The organism is Streptomyces sp. NPDC057424, from assembly GCF_042803315.1.
Taxonomy (GTDB): Bacteria; Actinomycetota; Actinomycetes; order Streptomycetales; family Streptomycetaceae; genus Streptomyces.
Map to the genome: position 1 here is coordinate 81,045 of NZ_JBHVCP010000006.1, position 14,881 is coordinate 95,925.

The window sequence follows — 14,881 nt, forward strand, 5'->3', positions numbered from 1 at the left end:
ACGCGGACAGCCGCGTGTTTCGTAGCTTCCTACCGTCTGCTGCAGGTCCCCCTCGACCTTCACAGACGTATCAGTGGTGGATCGCAGTCACCACGTCATCCACACCCTATAGACACGGCAACGCGACCTTCCGGTTGCATGATGCCCCCCTCGGCATCCGTTCATGAACGAGGCCCCTACCCCCGCTCAGCCCGCAACCGGCCCTCGATCCCCCCAACTGCCGCGAACCCGCAGCATCTTGTAAAACCAGAAAACCCAGATTCTACGGCGCTCATCATGATCGCAAGATGCGAAACACGGTGGTTACCGGTCAAACGCGTTCATTGTGACGGGTGTGGGGGCCCTGTGGAGGCGTTGTGGACAGGCGGGCGCGGATGTTACCGAAGTGCTCCCTCAATGGCCTCCTCCCCCGCAGCGAGTCGTCGGACCGCACCGCACCGCGTCGAGGATCTCGCGGTGCTGCCGGCAGGTCGCCTTCGGGTCCTGCGGCTCGCCCCCGAGGTCCGTGCGGACCCGGTGGAAGGCGTCCCAGAACACCTCCGGGACCTCGCACGGCAGCACGTCGTCCAGCCCCCGGCAGAGGGTGGCGTGGCAGGCCCGGCCGGTCTCGGCGAGGTCGCCCCCCCCCGCGCGGCCTGCTCTTCCATACGCGCGACGAGCGCGTCCAGTTCAACGAGGTCCGCTTCCGGTATACGGCCGGAGAGCCGGGACACGAGCCCCGTCTCCACGGCCTCCCTCGGCTCCAGCAGCTGGAGCAGGGAGTCCTCGCCCGGTAGTGCCCGGCGACCGTGCCGAAGGCGAGGCCCTCGATCATCGGGGCCAGGGGCATCGAGCCGGCGTGGGTGCCGAAGCCGTGCCGGATCTCCACGATGCCCCTCGCCTGGAGCGCCTTCAGCGCCTCACGCACCGAGTTCACGGCTCGCGCCGAGGTACTCCATCAGCTCGGGCTCGGTCGGCAGCGGGCCCCCCGGAGGCCGGCCGGCGGGCGATGATGAGCTTCTTGATCCGCTCCTGCAGGTCACGCGCTGCCACGGCCAGAGGGTATCCGGCCAAGCCCGCACGGGGACCTCGGAAGGACGGACAAAGACAGCAAACGGACATACGACGGCAAACGGAAGGCCCCTCGCTTCCACGAGGGGCCTTCCGGTCGGTGCGCCGCCAGGGACTCGAACCCCGGACCCGCTGATTAAGAGTCAGCTGCTCTAACCAACTGAGCTAGCGGCGCCGGCTGACGTCGCAACTCTACAGGACGTCCGCAGGTGCTCCGGACCACAGGCTCCCGTCCGGGACGGCCCGCGCAAGGGGGGCGGTGTACATCATTCGGACCGTCAGCATGCGCGTGCGGACGACAGTTGCGAAACTGACGACGCGCGCCCTCAGGTGCACGGGCGCCGCATTTTCCGCCGGAAGTGTGAGGGGAATCGCATGGAGTCTCCGGTATTCGAGGATATCGACCCCGCGAGCGACTGCGACTGCCCCGGCTGCGTCCACTGGCGCCGCGCCCTGCCGTATTCCTGGGCCGGCCGCACCAGCGGCCACCCGGCCGCGCACCGTGCTCTCGCCCTGGCCGCCGCGGCCTCCGCCGCCCTCGGCGCGGGCCACGCCGTACCGGCCGCCGCCGCCCCGCACGCCCCCCACCGACCAGGCGTCTCCGCAGGTGACGAGCCCGACACCCCCCAGGGGGGCACGGCCCCGCTGCATGGTCCCGGCGGCCGTCCGGCGAGGCCCTCCGCCGCCCCCAAGCCCACCACCATCACCCGCACGGAGATCATCAACAGGGCCAAGACCTGGGTGGCCGCGAAGGTGCCGTACAGCATGAGCGCCTACTGGTCCGACGGTTACCGGCAGGACTGCTCCGGCTATGTGTCGATGGCCTGGAGGCTGCCCGGAAACGAATGGACGGGCAGCCTCGCACAGTACGCGGAGAGGATTTCCAAGGAAGAACTCCAGCCGGGCGACATTCTGCTGTTCCACAATCAGTCCGATCCCGAGAAAGGCTCGCACGTCACCCTTTTCGGCGGCTGGACGGACGACGCGCACACGTCCTACACCGCCTATGAGCAGACTCGCCCGCACGCCCGCCGGAAGTCCACCCCGTACGCCTACTGGAACGACTCCGACCGGTACGTGCCCTACCGCTACAAAGGCGTCGCCCCGGAGGATCCGGTCCCCGAACCGGACAGCGGCAAGCCGGGCGCCCCGGCCGCCGCGCCCTACCCGGGAGCGGCGTATTTCGGCCCCGGCGCGAACAACAAGTACGTCACGCTGCTCGGCCGCATGCTCGTCGCACGGGGGGCCGGTGCCTCGTACGCCTCGGGTCCCGGGCCGCGCTGGACCGGCGCCGACCGCCGGGCGACCCGGGCGTTCCAGCAGGCGCAGGGCTGGACGGGCGCGGACGCCGACGGTCTGCCCGGCCCCCGCACCTGGGAGCTGCTGGTCACCGGCGAGGGCAGGGACGTGAAGGACGGCGCGGTCGGCCCGCCGCCCGCCTCCCACGGCGTCTCCGGCTACCCGGGGCGGGCGGTGTTCCGCCCCGGAGCGAACAACATCTACGTGACCCGGCTCGGCAGGCAGCTCGTGCGGAAGGGGTTCGGCAGGTTCTACCGGGTCGGGCCGGGGCCGCGCTGGAGCGAGGCGGACCGGCGCGCCGTCGAGGCCTTCCAGCGCACCCAGGGCTGGCGGGGCGGCGCGGCGGACGGCTACCCGGGGCCGGAGACCTGGCGGCGCCTCTTCTCGTAGGGCCGCTCGGCCCCCCCCTCGGGCGGGCCCTGAACCCGGTCGGGCCCCTCAGGCGGCCCCACCCGGGACCACTGTTGTGACGATCCGGCGCGGAGGCTGGAGGCACGCATGAGTACGACCACTTCCCACACGTCCGAGCCCGACGGACCGGCCGGCGGACCGGCCCGGCCCGCCCGGCTCATCCAGAACGAGGCCACCACCGAGATCCCCGTCCACCTGCTGTTCCGCGACGACCCCGCCCCGGCACCGGTACCGCTGAAACCGGCGGTCGTCGGCCGCCGGCAGGGCACGGGGGAGCAGCCGCGCCTCAGACGCCCGGCGGTCGCCCCGAAGCGCCCGGTGCCGCAGGTCGACCCCGGCCTGGTGGAGCGGCCCGCGCGGGTGCTGCCCGGTGCGGCGGGCGTACTGGCCGGGGCCTGCGGTGCGGCCGGGTGCGTGGCCACCTCCTGGTGGGCCGGGGTGCTGCCGCCGCTCGCGGTGGAGGCGCTGCGGCTGCCCGCCTACGCCGGGACCGGGCTCGGCCTCGCGCAGTGGGCTGCGTACGCGGCAGCCGGGGCGCTCGGGCTGTTCGGGCTCGGCGGGCTGGCCCGGGGCCGCACCGGGCGGGCCTGGGTGCTGGACCTGTTCGGCCGCTACCGGGGGACCGTCCGGCGCTCCGGTCTGCTGTGGGTCAACCCGCTGCTGCTGCGTCGCCGGGTGGACGTACGGCTGCGGCACTGGCGCAGCGAGCCCGTGCCCGCGGCCGACGGGGGCGGGGTCGCGCTGCGGGTGGTCGTCCTGGTGGTGTGGCGGGTGCGGGACACCGCCCGGGCCACGCTGGGGGTCGAGGACCACGAGACGTATCTGCGCGAGTGCGTCGAGGCGGCTCTGGCCCGGGTGCCGGTGGAGGTGCCGGGCGGGCCGAGGGGAGCCGGGGAGGCGACTGCCGAGGCGCTGACCCGGCTGGTGGCGGCGGACGCGGCCCCCGTCGGCCTGGAGGTGTTCTCCGTGCAGCCGGTCCGCGTGGAGTACGCCCCCGAGGTGGCCGCCGCGATGCACCGCCGCCGGATCGCCGCGCTGGACGCCCAGCACCGGGCGAGCGTGCTCACGTCGGTCGTGGACTCGGTGGAGGACACGGTGACCCGGCTGACCATGCGGGGGCTGGTCGAACTCGACGACTACGAGCGGAAGGTGCTGGTGAAGGACCTGACGGTGGCGTTCTGCGCCGGCCGGGGAGAAACGGCTCCGTGATTGGTATGGACATGTTCAACTAACGCCCATAATCTCGAACTTGGTCTAGACCTACATGCACGGCTCACTGAACCTCCCCCACGTTCTCCAGGAGCGGCAGCATGCGCACAAGGACCAAGTTGTCCGCAGCCGCGGTGGGACTGGCCACGACCGGAGCCCTCGTGCTCTCCTCGGGCGGCGCCAGCGGCCACGGCTACACCGACCTCCCCATCAGCCGGCAGAAGCTCTGCCAGAACGGCACCGTGACCAACTGCGGCTCGATCCAGTGGGAGCCGCAGAGCGTCGAGGGGCCGAAGGGTTTCCCGGCCTCCGGCCCGGCCGACGGGCAGATATGCAACGCCGGCCTCGGCCACTTCGGCCGGCTCAGCGCGCCGCGGACACCGTCCGGCGGCGCCTGGCCCGCCACCAAGGTGACGGGCGGACAGAACTACACGTTCCGCTGGCAGTTCACGGCCATGCACGCCACGACCGACTTCACGTACTACGTCACCAAGCCGGGCTGGAACCAGAACCACAACCTGGCCCGGTCCGACCTCAACCTCACCCCGTTCTTCACCGTGCCGTACGACGGCCGGCGGCCCCCGCCCACGCTCTCCCACAGCGGCAGGCTGCCGTCCGGGCTGAGCGGCCGTCACGTCATCGTGGCCGTGTGGACGATCGCCGACACGGCCAACGCGTTCTACGCCTGCTCGGACGTGACCTTCTGAACCTCTGAGGTTCCCTTGAGTCACCGGTGCGGCCGGCGCGGGTAGGTTCCTCCCACGCCGGCCGCTCGGGACCGGCGCATCGACCTCGGGGGATGCGCGATGGACGTGATCTTCTACGTCGTGCCCGGCCTGATCATGGCCCTGGCCCTCTTCATGGCCTACCGGGTCGTGCGGCGCTGGCTGCAGATCCGGGGCGCCTGGAACAGCGGCCTGACGGCCGAGGGCCGCTGCCTGCGGACCTTCACCACGGTCGGCGGCGGCCACGGCGACACCTCGGTCCGCACCACCCTCCACCACGTGTACGAGTTCATCGCACACGACGGCCGGGTCATCCGCTTCGAGGAGGACGGCGGCCCCGCGACGACCCTCGAGGGCGACTACGTCACGGTCTACTACACCGACGGCCGCCAGGTCGTGGCCACGGCCCAGGCGCCCAGCAGGGCGAAGCAGGCGGTGAGCGGCATCGGCATCCTGGCGTTCCTCGGCGTGGTCGTCGTGTTCTGCGCCGGTTTCGCCGCCGCGTACAGCCAGACCTCCGGGCCGTACACCGACTTCGTCTTCAGCGTTGACGGCCAGGCGTCCGTGACGCCGTGACCCGTATCCGGAACGCGCTGAGGGGCCCCTCGCTCCCACGAGAGGCCCCTCACCCGTGCGCCGCCAGGGACTCGAACCCCGGACCCGCTGATTAAGAGTCAGCTGCTCTAACCAACTGAGCTAGCGGCGCATGACTCCCGCCTGCCGCCGGAATCATGTTCCGCGGCGGGCGACGGAGAAAATACTACCCAATGCCGAGGGGTGCTCCGGACCACCCGGGCGGGGGCGCTAGATCGCCATGGAGAGCAGCACCGGGGCCGCGTTGCGGTTGAGGGCGTCCGCGGCCTGGCGCAGGCGGTGGGCGTGCTCGACCGGGAGGGACAGGGCCAGGCAGCCGACGGAGGAGCCGGCCGTGATCGGGACGGCCGCGCAGACCGTGCCGACCGCGTACTCCTGCAGGTCCAGGACGGGCACGGTGGGTGGCTGGGCCTCCAGGCGGGAGAGCAGGAGCCGGTCGCTGGTGATGGTGCGCGAGGTCAGGCGGGCCATCTTGTGCCGGGCGAGGTGGTCGCGGCGGCCGGCGTGGTCGAGCTGGGTGAGCAGGCTCTTGCCGATGGCGGTGGCGTGGGCCGAGGAGCGGAAGTCGACCCATTCGTTGACCTTGGGCGCGGCCGGGCTGTCGGCGTACTGGGTGATGCTGATCTCGCCGTCGACGTACCGGCTCATGTAGACGGCGGCGCCGACCGAGTCGCGCAGCCGGTCGAGGGTGCGCTGGAGCTTGTCGCGCAGGGCCTGCTCGCGGTGGTGGGCGGAGCCGAGGCGGGCCAGGGTCTCGCCCGTGACGTACGCGCCGTCGGTGATCTGCTCGACGTAGCCCTCGCGGCGCAGCATGCGCAGGAGCGCGGTCAGCCGCTCCGGTGTGATGCCGGTGTGCCGGGCCATCTCGGTGTCGGTGACACCGCTGGAACCGCGCGCCACCGTCTCCAGGACGCGCAGGGCTTCCTGGGCCGAATGGTACGGGGCGGTCGGCTCGTGCTTCAGCGCCACGGTGGTCTCCCCCTGCGCTTGCTGTAGGGCCGTAATCCGGTCAGTGAACCTTGTCCAGGTTAACCGGCAATGGGCCTGCGAGGAGCGGGGGTTGACAAGATTCCCGGGGCCCCGGACTGGGGCAATGGCACTCTGGCATATGCCAGAAGCATGCCCCAGTCCCACCTCGTCCGAGGGGGCGGTCATTCCGCCTGGTCACAGCACGTAGTCACAACACTGCGCTGAGGAACTCCCGTGTCCGGTCCAGCTCCGGGTCGCTGAAGATCTTCTCCGGCGTGCCCGACTCGATGATCCGGCCCGAGTCGAACATCAGTACCTGATCGGAGATGTCCCGGGCGAAGTTCATCTCGTGGGTCACACAGAGCATCGTGATGTCGGTGGAGCGGGCGATGTCCCTGAGGACGTCGAGGACGCCCGCGACCAGCTCGGGGTCGAGCGCGGACGTCACCTCGTCCAGGAGCAGCACCTGCGGGCGCATCGCCAGGGCCCGGGCGATCGCCACCCGCTGCTGCTGGCCGCCGGAGAGCTGGGCCGGGTGCGCGTCGCACTTGTCGGCCAGGCCCACCATGTCGAGCAGCCCCTTGGCCCGCTCCACCGCCTCGTCCTTCGACATGCCGAGGACGGTGACCGGCGCCTCGGTGATGTTCCGCAGCACCGTCATGTTCGGGAACAGGTTGAACTGCTGGAACACCATCCCGATCTTCTTGCGGACCTCGCGGACCTGCTTGTCGGAGGCCGGGAACAGCTGCTGCCCGTCGACCGTGATCGTGCCCTCGTCGGGCTTGAGCAGGGTCATCAGCAGCCGCAGGATCGTGGTCTTGCCGGATCCGGACGGTCCGATCAGGGTGACGTGCTTGCCGGCGTCGACCGAGAAGTCCAGGTGGTCCAGCACGGTGTTGTCCCCGAACCGCTTGGTGACCTGCTCCAGCCGGATCAGCTCGCCGGTGCTCCTGGCGTCGGGGTTCTTCTCGGGGTTGGGGAGGGTGTCAGTGGACAAGGCGTCGCTCCAGGGCTCGCAGGACAAGGGAGGCCAGATAGGAAATGACGATGAAGGCCACTCCGATCACCGTCAGCGGCTCGGTGAACTGGAAGTGCTCCTGCGAGAACAGGCGGGCGTGGCCGAGCATCTCCAGGACGGTGATCGCCATCAGCATCGGCGTGTCCTTGAGCATGGCGATGACGTAGTTGCCGAGCGCGGGGACGACCCGGCGCACCGCCTGCGGCAGGATCACCGCGCTCCACGTCCGGCTCAGCGGCAGGTTCAGCGCCGTCGCCGCCTCCCACTGGCCGACCGGCACGGCCTCGATACCGGCGCGGTAGACCTGCATGGTGTACGTCGAGTAGTGCAGCCCGATCGCGAACACACCCGTGGTCAGCGCCGAGAAGGTCAGGCCCCACTCGGGCAGCACGTAGAACAGGAAGAACAGCTGCACCAGCAGCGGGGTGTTGCGGACGAACTCCGTGACCGCTCCGACGGGCCAGGTCACCCAGCGCGTCGGCAGCCGCATCAGCAGCGCCCACACCAGGCCCAGCACGAACGAGATCAGCGAGCCGAGCACCAGGATCTGCAGGGTGACCAGCAGGCCGTCCCAGAAGTCCGGCATGAAGTCGGAGACCGCGCTCCAGTCCCACTTCATCAGACGGCACCCCCCACGTTGGTCGTCTCAGGGCGCTTCAGCTCGAGGTCGGGCTTGCGCTCCGGCGTCTTTCCGACTCCCGCCTTGAGCTTCTTCTCCAGCCCGCGCATCACCCGGGTGAGCAGGAAGGCGATCACGAAGTAGATGAGCAGGATGTACGTGTAGATCTCCGCGCTCTCCTGCAGCGCCAGGCGCACCAGGTTGCCGCTGAACGCCAGGTCGCCCATGCCCATGACCGACACCAGGGCGGTGCCCTTGAGCAGCTCGATCAGCAGGTTGGAGAACGGCGGGATCATCTCCGGCACCGCCTGCGGCAGCAGGATCAGCCGCATCCGCTGCCAGGGCGTGAAGCTCAGCGCGATCCCGCCCTCCTTCTGCGCCGGGTCGACCGCGCCCAGCGCACCGCGCACGATCTCCGAGCCGTACGCCCCGTAGGTCAGGCCGAGCGCCAGCGTGCCCGCCCACAGCGGCACCAGCTGCCAGCCGAAGGCCGGGGGCAGCACGAAGAACACCCAGAAGATCATCACCAGCGCCGAGGTCCCGCGGAACACCTCGGTGTAGAAGCCCGCCAGGAAGCGGACGATCCACAGCCGGTGGGTGCGCGCGACGCCGACGACGAAGGACACCGCCGCGGCCAGCAGCGCGCTGCACACGAGCAGCTGGATCGTGACCCAGACGCCCTTGAGTACCAGTTCCCAGAGTCCCGAGGTCATCCGCCGCAGAGCTCCTTCGCGGTCAGATCCGTCATCTCGTTCTCCGTGAACCCGAAGGGCTTGAGAATCCGGAGCAGTTCGCCGCTGTCCTTGAGCTTGTGCAGCTCACGGTTGAAGGCGTCCCGCAGTTTCGTCTCGTTGGGCCGGAAGGCGAAGCCGCCGCCGTCGATGTGTGGCTTGCCGTCGACGATCGGCTTGAAGGGGTCGGTCACCTCGGCCTTGGCGGACTTCTTCACCACCTCACGCGTGGTCAGCGCCGTCCCGGCGAAGACGTCGACGCGCCCGGCCTCGACGGCGTTCAGCCCCGCCACCTGGTCGGGCACGATGAGAATGTCGCTCTCCTTGTAGCCCGCCTCCACGGCGTAGCCGATCTCGGCGTAGCCGGTACCGGTCGCGAACTTGGCCTTCTTCTCGACGACGTCCTTGTAGTCGCGCAGGCCCAGGGGGTTTCCCTTGCGCACGATGAAGGAGTCGAGCATCTGGTAGTCGGGGTCGGAGAAGATGACCTGTTCGCAGCGTTCCGGGTTGATGTACATGCCGGCGGCCACGATGTCGAACTGCTGTGAGTTCAGGCCGGGGATGAGGGAGCCGAACTCGGTGGGGACGGGCTGCACCCGGTCCACTCCGAGCCGCTTGAAGATGACCTTCGCCAGCTCCGGCGCCTCGCCGGTCAGCTCGCCGTTCTTGTCGATGTAGCCGAAGGGGATCTCCCCGGCGATGCCGAGCCGCGCCACGCCCTGGGCGCGGAGCCGCTCCAGGAGCTCACCCCCCTCCGTTCCGGAGGCGGTGGCCACGCGCGAGCATCCGGACGCACCCAGCGCGCCGAGCGCCGCGACCCCCGCGAGCAGCGACCGGCGGGTGGGTCCTGATGGGCGGTCACGCCTGACTATGGGCGGAATTCTGTCTGGTGGTGAGGCCATGGGCGCGCGGCTACCCGAAGCCTTTCGAGTTATGCCGATCTTTTTGGGACCGATACGCGCCGATGCGCCCTTGACCGCGGCGGCCGTGGGCACTGCCATGGTAGGTATGGCTGATCGCTTCATCGAAGTCTCGCTGGTCAAACGCGACACCCGCTGCACGGCGCGGTTGCTGGACGACCGCGCCCCGCTCACCTGCGCGGCCGTATGGGACGCACTGCCGCTCGCCGGCGACGTCTACCACGCGAAGTACGCACGCAATGAGATTTACGCGCTTTTTCCACCTTTCGCCCCGAACGAGCCGCCTCTGGAAAACCCGACGGTAACTCCCATTCCGGGCGATCTGTGCTATTTCGCCTTCGCGGGGACGGAGTTGGGGACGAAGTCCTACGGCTACGACCGCGAGGTCCGCGCCGGGACCACGCTCGTCGACCTGGCCCTGTTCTACGAGCGCAACAACCTGCTGCTGAACGGCGATGTCGGCTGGGTCCCCGGCATCGTCTGGGGCCAGGTCGTCGACGGCCTGGAGGACATGGCCGAGGCGTGCAACGACCTGTGGAGGTCCGGAGCGGCGGGGGAGACGCTCAGCTTCCGGAGGGCCTAGGCCGGTCGCCGGACGCCACCCCGGCCTCGTACAGCGCGTGGGCCGCCCGCAGCACCAGATCGTCCCGGTGCCGGGCGGCCACGAGCTGCAGACCGATCGGCAGACCGTCCGCGTCGGCACCGACCGGCACGCTCGCGGCGGGCTGCTGCGTCATGTTGAACGGGTAGGTGAACGGGGTCCAGCCCGTCCACCGCCGATGGCCGGATCCCTTCGGTACCTCGGCGCCCGCCTCGAACGCCGTGAGCGGCAGGGTCGGCGTGACGAGCAGGTCGTACGTGTCGTGGAAGCGGCCCATCCGGCGGCCCAGGTCCATCCGGACGTCCACCGCCGCCAGATACTCCAGCGCCGAGTGGCGCGCGCCCCGCGCGCAGATCTCCCGCAGGCCCGGGTCCAGCAACTCGCGCTGGTGCGGGCCCAGATGCTGGGTCACCCGGGCCGCCCCGCTGAACCACAGGGTGTGGAAGGCCTCCACCGGGTCGGTGAGGTCCGGGTCGGTCTCCGTGACGTACGCGCCGAGCTCCGCCAGCCGCGCCACCGCCCGCCGTACCGCCCTCGCGACCGCCGGCTGCACCGCCACCTGCCCGCCCAGCGACGGCGAGTACGCCACCCGCAGACCGCGCACACCGCCCGCCAGACCGTCCGTGTACGGACCGGCCGGGGCCGTGAGCGCCGACCAGTCGCGCGAGTCCGGGTGGCCGATGACGTCCATCAGCAGGGCCGCGTCCGCCGCGTCCCGGGTCATCGGCCCGACGTGGGCCAGCGTGCCGAACGCGCTCGCCGGGTAGAGCGGCACCCGCCCGTACGTCGGCTTCAGCGCGAAGATCCCGCAGAACGACGCCGGGATGCGGACGCTGCCGCCGCCGTCCGTGCCCAGCGACAGCGGTCCCGCGCCGAGTGCCACGGCCGCCGCGCTGCCGCCGCTCGACCCGCCCGCGGTGCGCGACGGGTCGTGCGGGTTGCGCGTCACGCCGCTGAGCGGCGAGTCCGTCACGCCCTTCCAGCCGTACTCGGGGGTCGTCGTCTTGCCGATGAAGACCGCTCCGTGCTCCCGCAGCCGGGCCACGGACGGCGCGTCCTCGTCCCAGCGCCCCGCCGGATCCACGGCCCTCGACCCGCGCAGGGTCGGCGCCCCGCGCTGCAGCAGGATGTCCTTGACGGTGACCGGCACCCCGTCGAGCAGTCCGCGTGGCTCACCGCGCCGCCATCGCTCCTGCGACTCCCGGGCCCGGTCCAGCGCGTCCTCGGCGGTCAGCCGGACGAACGCGTTCACCTCCGGCTGGATCGCCTCGGCCCGCTCCAGAGCCGCGCGGGTCGCCTCCACGGGACTCCACTCGCCCTTGCGGTACCCGTCGAGGAGCCGCACGGCGGTCAGCTCGGTGAGCTCGGTCATCCACCCTCCAAGGAACGTCAGTGACCCGGTACGTACCCACGCTGCTTGTCGACCACGTTCTTCAGCGGCTTCCCGCTCACCCAGGTTTCGTAGAGCTCCACGAACTGAGCCCCGAGATCGTCGCGCCAGCCGATGGTGTCGCCGCTCATGTGCGGGGAGACGATCAGGCCCGGAGCGCGCCACAACGGGCTTTCGGCGGGCAGGGGTTCGGCCTCGAAGACATCCAGCGCGGCGCCGGCGATCCAGCGCTTGGCCAGGGCCTCGGCCAGCGCGTCCTCGACGACCAGCTGCCCGCGGCCGATGTTGACGAACCGGGCGGACGGCTGCATCAGGCCGAAGCGGCGGGCGTCGAACATCCCGTGTGTCTCGTCGGTGAGCGGCGCTGCCGCGATCACCCAGTCGGCGCGGGCCAGCAGCCGGTCCAGATCCTCCGGGCCGTGCACGCCGGAGCGCGCGGTACGGCCCACGAGCGCGGTCGTGATGTCCAGCGCCCCCAGCGTGCGCGCGATCGCCCGGCCGATCGGCCCCGAACCGACCACGACGGCGCGGCTCCCGGCGATCCTGTGCGACTCGCGGTGCCGCCAGGTCCGCTCCCGCTGCAGCTCCAGCGTGCGCGGCAGATCCTTGGCCATCGCCAGCACGAGCGCGGCGACGTACTCGGCGATCGGCTGGTCGAAGATGCCGCGCGCGTTCGTCACCACCGTTTCCGAGGAGGCGAGTTCCGGACACATCAGATGGTCCACACCGGCGCTCGCCGTATGCACCCAGCGTGGCCGGGGGCCCTCGCCCGGCCAGGCGTCCCGCACGGCGCGCGAGGTGAAGTCCCACACCAGGAGTACATCCGCGCGCGGGAGGCGCTCGGCCAGGCCCTCCGCGTCCGTGTGTTCGACACGGGCGCGACCGGTGAGGCGGCCGAGGCGGGGGAGGGGTTCGGCGTCCAGGACGAGCAGGGTGGGGGTGGGCATGAGCAGCCGATTCTCCAGCCGTTCGGCGGGGCCGGCCGGTCTTGACGCGCCGGCCGGTGACGACGAGTTAACCCGGTGTTGACCAAGGAGTGATCCGGGCGGATTGACCACGCTCGCACCCGAACCTACCGTCGTCAACACGGGCGTTCCCACGATCCGTTGCACACTCGTTGCCCAGTGTGAGGCCGGTGCCCTGCCATGGACGTCTCATTTCTCGGCGGGCCCAGCCCGCAGCGCGGGGTCGGCGTCGTCGCCCCCTTCGACTTCGCACTCGATCGCGAGCTGTGGCGCTGGGTGCCGGACGAGGTCTCCCTCCATGTGACCCGCACACCGTTCGTGCCGGTCGAGGTGAGTCTGGACCTGGCCCGCCTGGTCAGCGAGCACGAGACGCTGGGCGAGGCGGTCCGCACGCTCAACGCGATCGCCCCCGAGGTGGTGGCCTACGCCTGCACGTCGGGCAGCTTCGTCGGCGGCACGATGGGCGAGCGGGCGATGTGCGAGGCGATGAGCCGGGCCGGTGCCGTACCGGCGATCACCACCTCCGGCGCGCTGCTGGAGGCCCTCGTGGAGCTGGACGTACGCCGGGTGGCGCTGGTGACGCCGTACACGGTCTCGGTGACGCAGTCGCTGGAGGCCTACGTCGCCCAGGCGGGCGTCTCGATCTCCGGCTGCGCCTTCATGGGGCTGACCCGGCACATCTGGAAGGTCCCCTACCGGGAAGTGGTGGACATGGCTCGGCAGGCCGTCCGCGACGATGCCGACGCGCTGTTCATCAGCTGCACCAACCTGCCCACGTACGACGTGATCCCTCAGCTCGAGGCCGAGCTGCGCATCCCGGTGATCTCGGCCAACCAAGTGACGATGTGGGCGGCACTGCGCCGACTGGGTACCCGTGCGGTGGGGCCGTACCAAGCGCTGATCAATCCGGCGGCGCGGTCCGGTCCCGTACTGCCGGGGGTGGACCCCGGTCCCGTACTGCCGGAAGAAGAGCAGCAGCAGGAAGGCTGGACATGACAGCACTGGGATTTCTCTACCCGGGCCACTCCGCCGAGGACGACTATCCGCGCATCGAGCAGTTGCTGGGCAGCGACATCCGGGTGGACCTGGTGCACACCGACATCGGTGAGGACGCGCACCGGGTGGACGCGCTGCTCGAGATGGGCTCCGCCGGCCGGCTCGCGGCGGGCGTCCAGGAGCTGCGGCACGCCGGTGCGGACGCCGTGGTGTGGGCCTGCACGAGCGGCAGCTTCGTCTACGGCTGGGACGGCGCGCAGGAGCAGGTCCGCGCCCTGGCCCAGACGGCCGGCATGCCGGCGTCGTCCACGTCCTTCGCGTTCGCGCACGCGGTGCGGGAGGTGGGGGCGCGCAGGGTCGCGATCGGTGCCACGTACCCGGAGGACGTGGCACAGCTGTTCGCGGAGTTCCTCCGTGCGGCCGGTGTGGAGGTCGTGTCGGTCAACAGCTCCGGCATCATCACGGCCGCCGAGGTCGGCACGTGGGGCGAGAGCGAACTCCTCGCCCTGGCCCGCGACTCCGACCACCCCGACGCCGAGGCGCTCCTCCTCCCGGACACGGCCCTCCACACGGCGGCCCACATCCCGGCCCTGGAGAAGGAACTCGGCAAGCCGGTCCTCACCGCCAACCAGGTCACCGTCTGGGAGGGCCTGCGCCTTGCGGACCGACGGGTGAACGCGCCGGAGTTGGGCGCCCTGTTCGCCCGGGAGCCGATCGTCCAGGCGTGAGGCCGGAGGCCTGATCCCCGCCGCCCACGGCAGCTGCCCGGGGGCGGCGGGGCGAACTGCGACCGGTCAGGCCGGATGCAGACCCCACGTGACAGCCCGGCCGTGCCCTCGAGGACGTCGTCCATGCGGGCCGGAATCAGTCCCACCTCTTATTCGGGGCGTACCGGGGCATCGGTGCTCCAACTCCCCATCCGAAGCTGAGGAATGCTCAACTCCGCCACATCAGGCGGCCTTCGGGTTGACCGAAAGCGCGTTCCCCTCCAGTGGTCCCTTCCGTGCACACTGGCCACGTCCGCAGCCAGTCGTGCCGTGAAGGACTTTCCGATGGCCGAACCGGGCCCGCTCAGATCCTCTGCAAGCGCTGTCCAGATGTCCGGGCGTCTGCTGTGCCGGTGCCTGGCCGCAGCCATGGCCTCCGCCGCCGTGGACGCCTTCCTCGATCCCCAGGTCCGCTGGTGGGGCACCGTGTGGCCGCTGCCCTGGTGGCTCACCTGTGCGGCCGCCCTCGCGTGGACCGTCCTCCGGGCCCGTGAGAAGGCCGGCCGCCGGCCCTCGCAGGGCAGCGCGCGGAGCGACTGGGAGCAGGCCGCCTGACGGCCCCGGCGCCGTCGCCGGGAATAACCGGAGACAGTCCCCTGTTAAAGCCGGAACGACAG

At 70.9% G+C, this 14,881-nt stretch carries 15 protein-coding genes, 2 tRNA genes and 1 pseudogene; 8 read left to right on the forward strand and 10 right to left on the reverse strand.

Annotated elements, in window-relative coordinates:
• Positions 1 to 310 precede the first annotated feature (310 nt).
• A pseudogene (locus ACFU3E_RS08025) lies at positions 311 to 1,032 on the reverse strand (FadR/GntR family transcriptional regulator).
• Between the two features lie 119 nt (positions 1,033 to 1,151).
• Positions 1,152 to 1,225 (reverse strand) — tRNA-Lys (locus ACFU3E_RS08030).
• A gap of 200 nt (positions 1,226 to 1,425) precedes the next feature.
• On the opposite strand from ACFU3E_RS08030, the gene ACFU3E_RS08035 reads away from it, so the two are divergent.
• From ACFU3E_RS08035 to ACFU3E_RS08050, 4 genes are all read left to right on the forward strand, one after another.
• On the forward strand, positions 1,426 to 2,739 hold the full coding sequence (locus ACFU3E_RS08035) for a peptidoglycan-binding protein (RefSeq protein WP_384153790.1): 1,314 nt from the start codon (positions 1,426 to 1,428) through the stop codon (positions 2,737 to 2,739).
• Positions 2,740 to 2,847: 108 nt separating this feature from the next.
• Positions 2,848 to 3,969 (forward strand): SPFH domain-containing protein, encoded by a 1,122-nt coding sequence (locus ACFU3E_RS08040; RefSeq protein WP_384153793.1) that lies wholly within the window; start codon positions 2,848 to 2,850, stop codon positions 3,967 to 3,969.
• 101 nt (positions 3,970 to 4,070) lie between these two features.
• A complete protein-coding gene (locus ACFU3E_RS08045) occupies positions 4,071 to 4,676 on the forward strand; it encodes a lytic polysaccharide monooxygenase (RefSeq protein WP_384153796.1) in 606 nt (201 codons plus the stop codon).
• Positions 4,677 to 4,775: 99 nt separating this feature from the next.
• Positions 4,776 to 5,270, forward strand: a complete 495-nt coding sequence (locus tag ACFU3E_RS08050; protein ID WP_384153799.1) for a hypothetical protein — start codon at positions 4,776 to 4,778, stop codon at positions 5,268 to 5,270.
• 56 nt (positions 5,271 to 5,326) lie between these two features.
• Here ACFU3E_RS08050 and ACFU3E_RS08055 read toward each other — a convergent pair.
• The 6 genes from ACFU3E_RS08055 to ehuB all read right to left on the reverse strand — a co-directional run bounded on the left by ACFU3E_RS08055 (position 5,327) and on the right by ehuB (position 9,527).
• A tRNA-Lys gene (locus ACFU3E_RS08055) sits at positions 5,327 to 5,400 on the reverse strand.
• 98 nt (positions 5,401 to 5,498) lie between these two features.
• On the reverse strand, positions 5,499 to 6,257 hold the full coding sequence (locus ACFU3E_RS08060; protein WP_384153802.1) for an IclR family transcriptional regulator: 759 nt from the start codon (positions 6,255 to 6,257) through the stop codon (positions 5,499 to 5,501).
• 208 nt (positions 6,258 to 6,465) lie between these two features.
• Complete coding sequence (gene ehuA / locus ACFU3E_RS08065) at positions 6,466 to 7,254, reverse strand: ectoine/hydroxyectoine ABC transporter ATP-binding protein EhuA (RefSeq protein ID WP_384153805.1); 789 nt, start codon at positions 7,252 to 7,254, stop codon at positions 6,466 to 6,468.
• The gene (gene ehuD, locus ACFU3E_RS08070) at positions 7,244 to 7,894 is read right to left on the reverse strand and encodes an ectoine/hydroxyectoine ABC transporter permease subunit EhuD (RefSeq protein ID WP_384153808.1); all 651 of its coding nucleotides are present in this window, start codon (positions 7,892 to 7,894) and stop codon (positions 7,244 to 7,246) included. The genes ehuA and ehuD overlap by 11 nt, the downstream gene beginning before the upstream one ends.
• The gene (gene ehuC, locus ACFU3E_RS08075; RefSeq protein WP_384153811.1) at positions 7,894 to 8,607 is read right to left on the reverse strand and encodes an ectoine/hydroxyectoine ABC transporter permease subunit EhuC; all 714 of its coding nucleotides are present in this window, start codon (positions 8,605 to 8,607) and stop codon (positions 7,894 to 7,896) included. Before ehuC ends, ehuD begins: the two co-directional genes overlap by 1 nt.
• Positions 8,604 to 9,527, reverse strand: coding sequence for an ectoine/hydroxyectoine ABC transporter substrate-binding protein EhuB (gene ehuB / locus ACFU3E_RS08080; RefSeq protein ID WP_384154021.1), 924 nt, complete (start codon positions 9,525 to 9,527; stop codon positions 8,604 to 8,606). The genes ehuC and ehuB overlap by 4 nt, the downstream gene beginning before the upstream one ends.
• Before the next feature lie 106 nt (positions 9,528 to 9,633).
• Between ehuB and ACFU3E_RS08085 the strand changes: the two genes are divergently transcribed.
• Positions 9,634 to 10,128, forward strand: coding sequence for a DUF3830 family protein (locus tag ACFU3E_RS08085; RefSeq protein ID WP_384153814.1), 495 nt, complete (start codon positions 9,634 to 9,636; stop codon positions 10,126 to 10,128).
• On the opposite strand, the gene ACFU3E_RS08090 is transcribed toward ACFU3E_RS08085, so the two are convergent.
• Both ACFU3E_RS08090 and ACFU3E_RS08095 read right to left on the reverse strand, forming a co-directional pair.
• Positions 10,109 to 11,518 (reverse strand): amidase, encoded by a 1,410-nt coding sequence (locus ACFU3E_RS08090; RefSeq protein WP_384153817.1) that lies wholly within the window; start codon positions 11,516 to 11,518, stop codon positions 10,109 to 10,111. The genes ACFU3E_RS08085 and ACFU3E_RS08090 overlap by 20 nt on opposite strands.
• Before the next feature lie 17 nt (positions 11,519 to 11,535).
• On the reverse strand, positions 11,536 to 12,483 hold the full coding sequence (locus tag ACFU3E_RS08095; RefSeq protein ID WP_384153819.1) for a D-2-hydroxyacid dehydrogenase: 948 nt from the start codon (positions 12,481 to 12,483) through the stop codon (positions 11,536 to 11,538).
• A gap of 198 nt (positions 12,484 to 12,681) precedes the next feature.
• On the opposite strand from ACFU3E_RS08095, the gene ACFU3E_RS08100 reads away from it, so the two are divergent.
• From ACFU3E_RS08100 to ACFU3E_RS08110, 3 genes are all read left to right on the forward strand, one after another.
• Positions 12,682 to 13,497, forward strand: coding sequence for an aspartate/glutamate racemase family protein (locus tag ACFU3E_RS08100; RefSeq protein ID WP_384153821.1), 816 nt, complete (start codon positions 12,682 to 12,684; stop codon positions 13,495 to 13,497).
• A complete protein-coding gene (locus ACFU3E_RS08105; RefSeq protein WP_384153823.1) occupies positions 13,494 to 14,225 on the forward strand; it encodes an aspartate/glutamate racemase family protein in 732 nt (243 codons plus the stop codon). The genes ACFU3E_RS08100 and ACFU3E_RS08105 overlap by 4 nt, the downstream gene beginning before the upstream one ends.
• A 369-nt stretch (positions 14,226 to 14,594) precedes the next feature.
• Complete coding sequence (locus ACFU3E_RS08110; RefSeq protein WP_384153825.1) at positions 14,595 to 14,819, forward strand: hypothetical protein; 225 nt, start codon at positions 14,595 to 14,597, stop codon at positions 14,817 to 14,819.
• The last annotated feature ends 62 nt before the right edge of the window (positions 14,820 to 14,881 follow it).

Excerpts from the sequence above, each read along its gene's own strand:
- ACFU3E_RS08095 (WP_384153819.1), bottom strand. The coding sequence starts at position 12,483 with ATGCCCACCCCCACCCTGCTCGTCCTGGACGCCGAACCCCTCCCCCGC.
- ACFU3E_RS08110 (WP_384153825.1), top strand. The coding sequence starts at position 14,595 with ATGTCCGGGCGTCTGCTGTGCCGGTGCCTGGCCGCAGCCATGGCCTCC.
- ehuD (WP_384153808.1), bottom strand. The coding sequence starts at position 7,894 with ATGAAGTGGGACTGGAGCGCGGTCTCCGACTTCATGCCGGACTTCTGG.
- ACFU3E_RS08050 (WP_384153799.1), top strand. The coding sequence starts at position 4,776 with ATGGACGTGATCTTCTACGTCGTGCCCGGCCTGATCATGGCCCTGGCC.
- ACFU3E_RS08100 (WP_384153821.1), top strand. The coding sequence starts at position 12,682 with ATGGACGTCTCATTTCTCGGCGGGCCCAGCCCGCAGCGCGGGGTCGGC.
- ACFU3E_RS08105 (WP_384153823.1), top strand. The coding sequence starts at position 13,494 with ATGACAGCACTGGGATTTCTCTACCCGGGCCACTCCGCCGAGGACGAC.
- ehuC (WP_384153811.1), bottom strand. The coding sequence starts at position 8,607 with ATGACCTCGGGACTCTGGGAACTGGTACTCAAGGGCGTCTGGGTCACG.
- ACFU3E_RS08045 (WP_384153796.1), top strand. The coding sequence starts at position 4,071 with ATGCGCACAAGGACCAAGTTGTCCGCAGCCGCGGTGGGACTGGCCACG.
- ACFU3E_RS08040 (WP_384153793.1), top strand. The coding sequence starts at position 2,848 with ATGAGTACGACCACTTCCCACACGTCCGAGCCCGACGGACCGGCCGGC.
- ACFU3E_RS08090 (WP_384153817.1), bottom strand. The coding sequence starts at position 11,518 with ATGACCGAGCTCACCGAGCTGACCGCCGTGCGGCTCCTCGACGGGTAC.
- ehuB (WP_384154021.1), bottom strand. The coding sequence starts at position 9,527 with ATGGCCTCACCACCAGACAGAATTCCGCCCATAGTCAGGCGTGACCGC.
- ACFU3E_RS08085 (WP_384153814.1), top strand. The coding sequence starts at position 9,634 with ATGGCTGATCGCTTCATCGAAGTCTCGCTGGTCAAACGCGACACCCGC.
- ACFU3E_RS08035 (WP_384153790.1), top strand. The coding sequence starts at position 1,426 with ATGGAGTCTCCGGTATTCGAGGATATCGACCCCGCGAGCGACTGCGAC.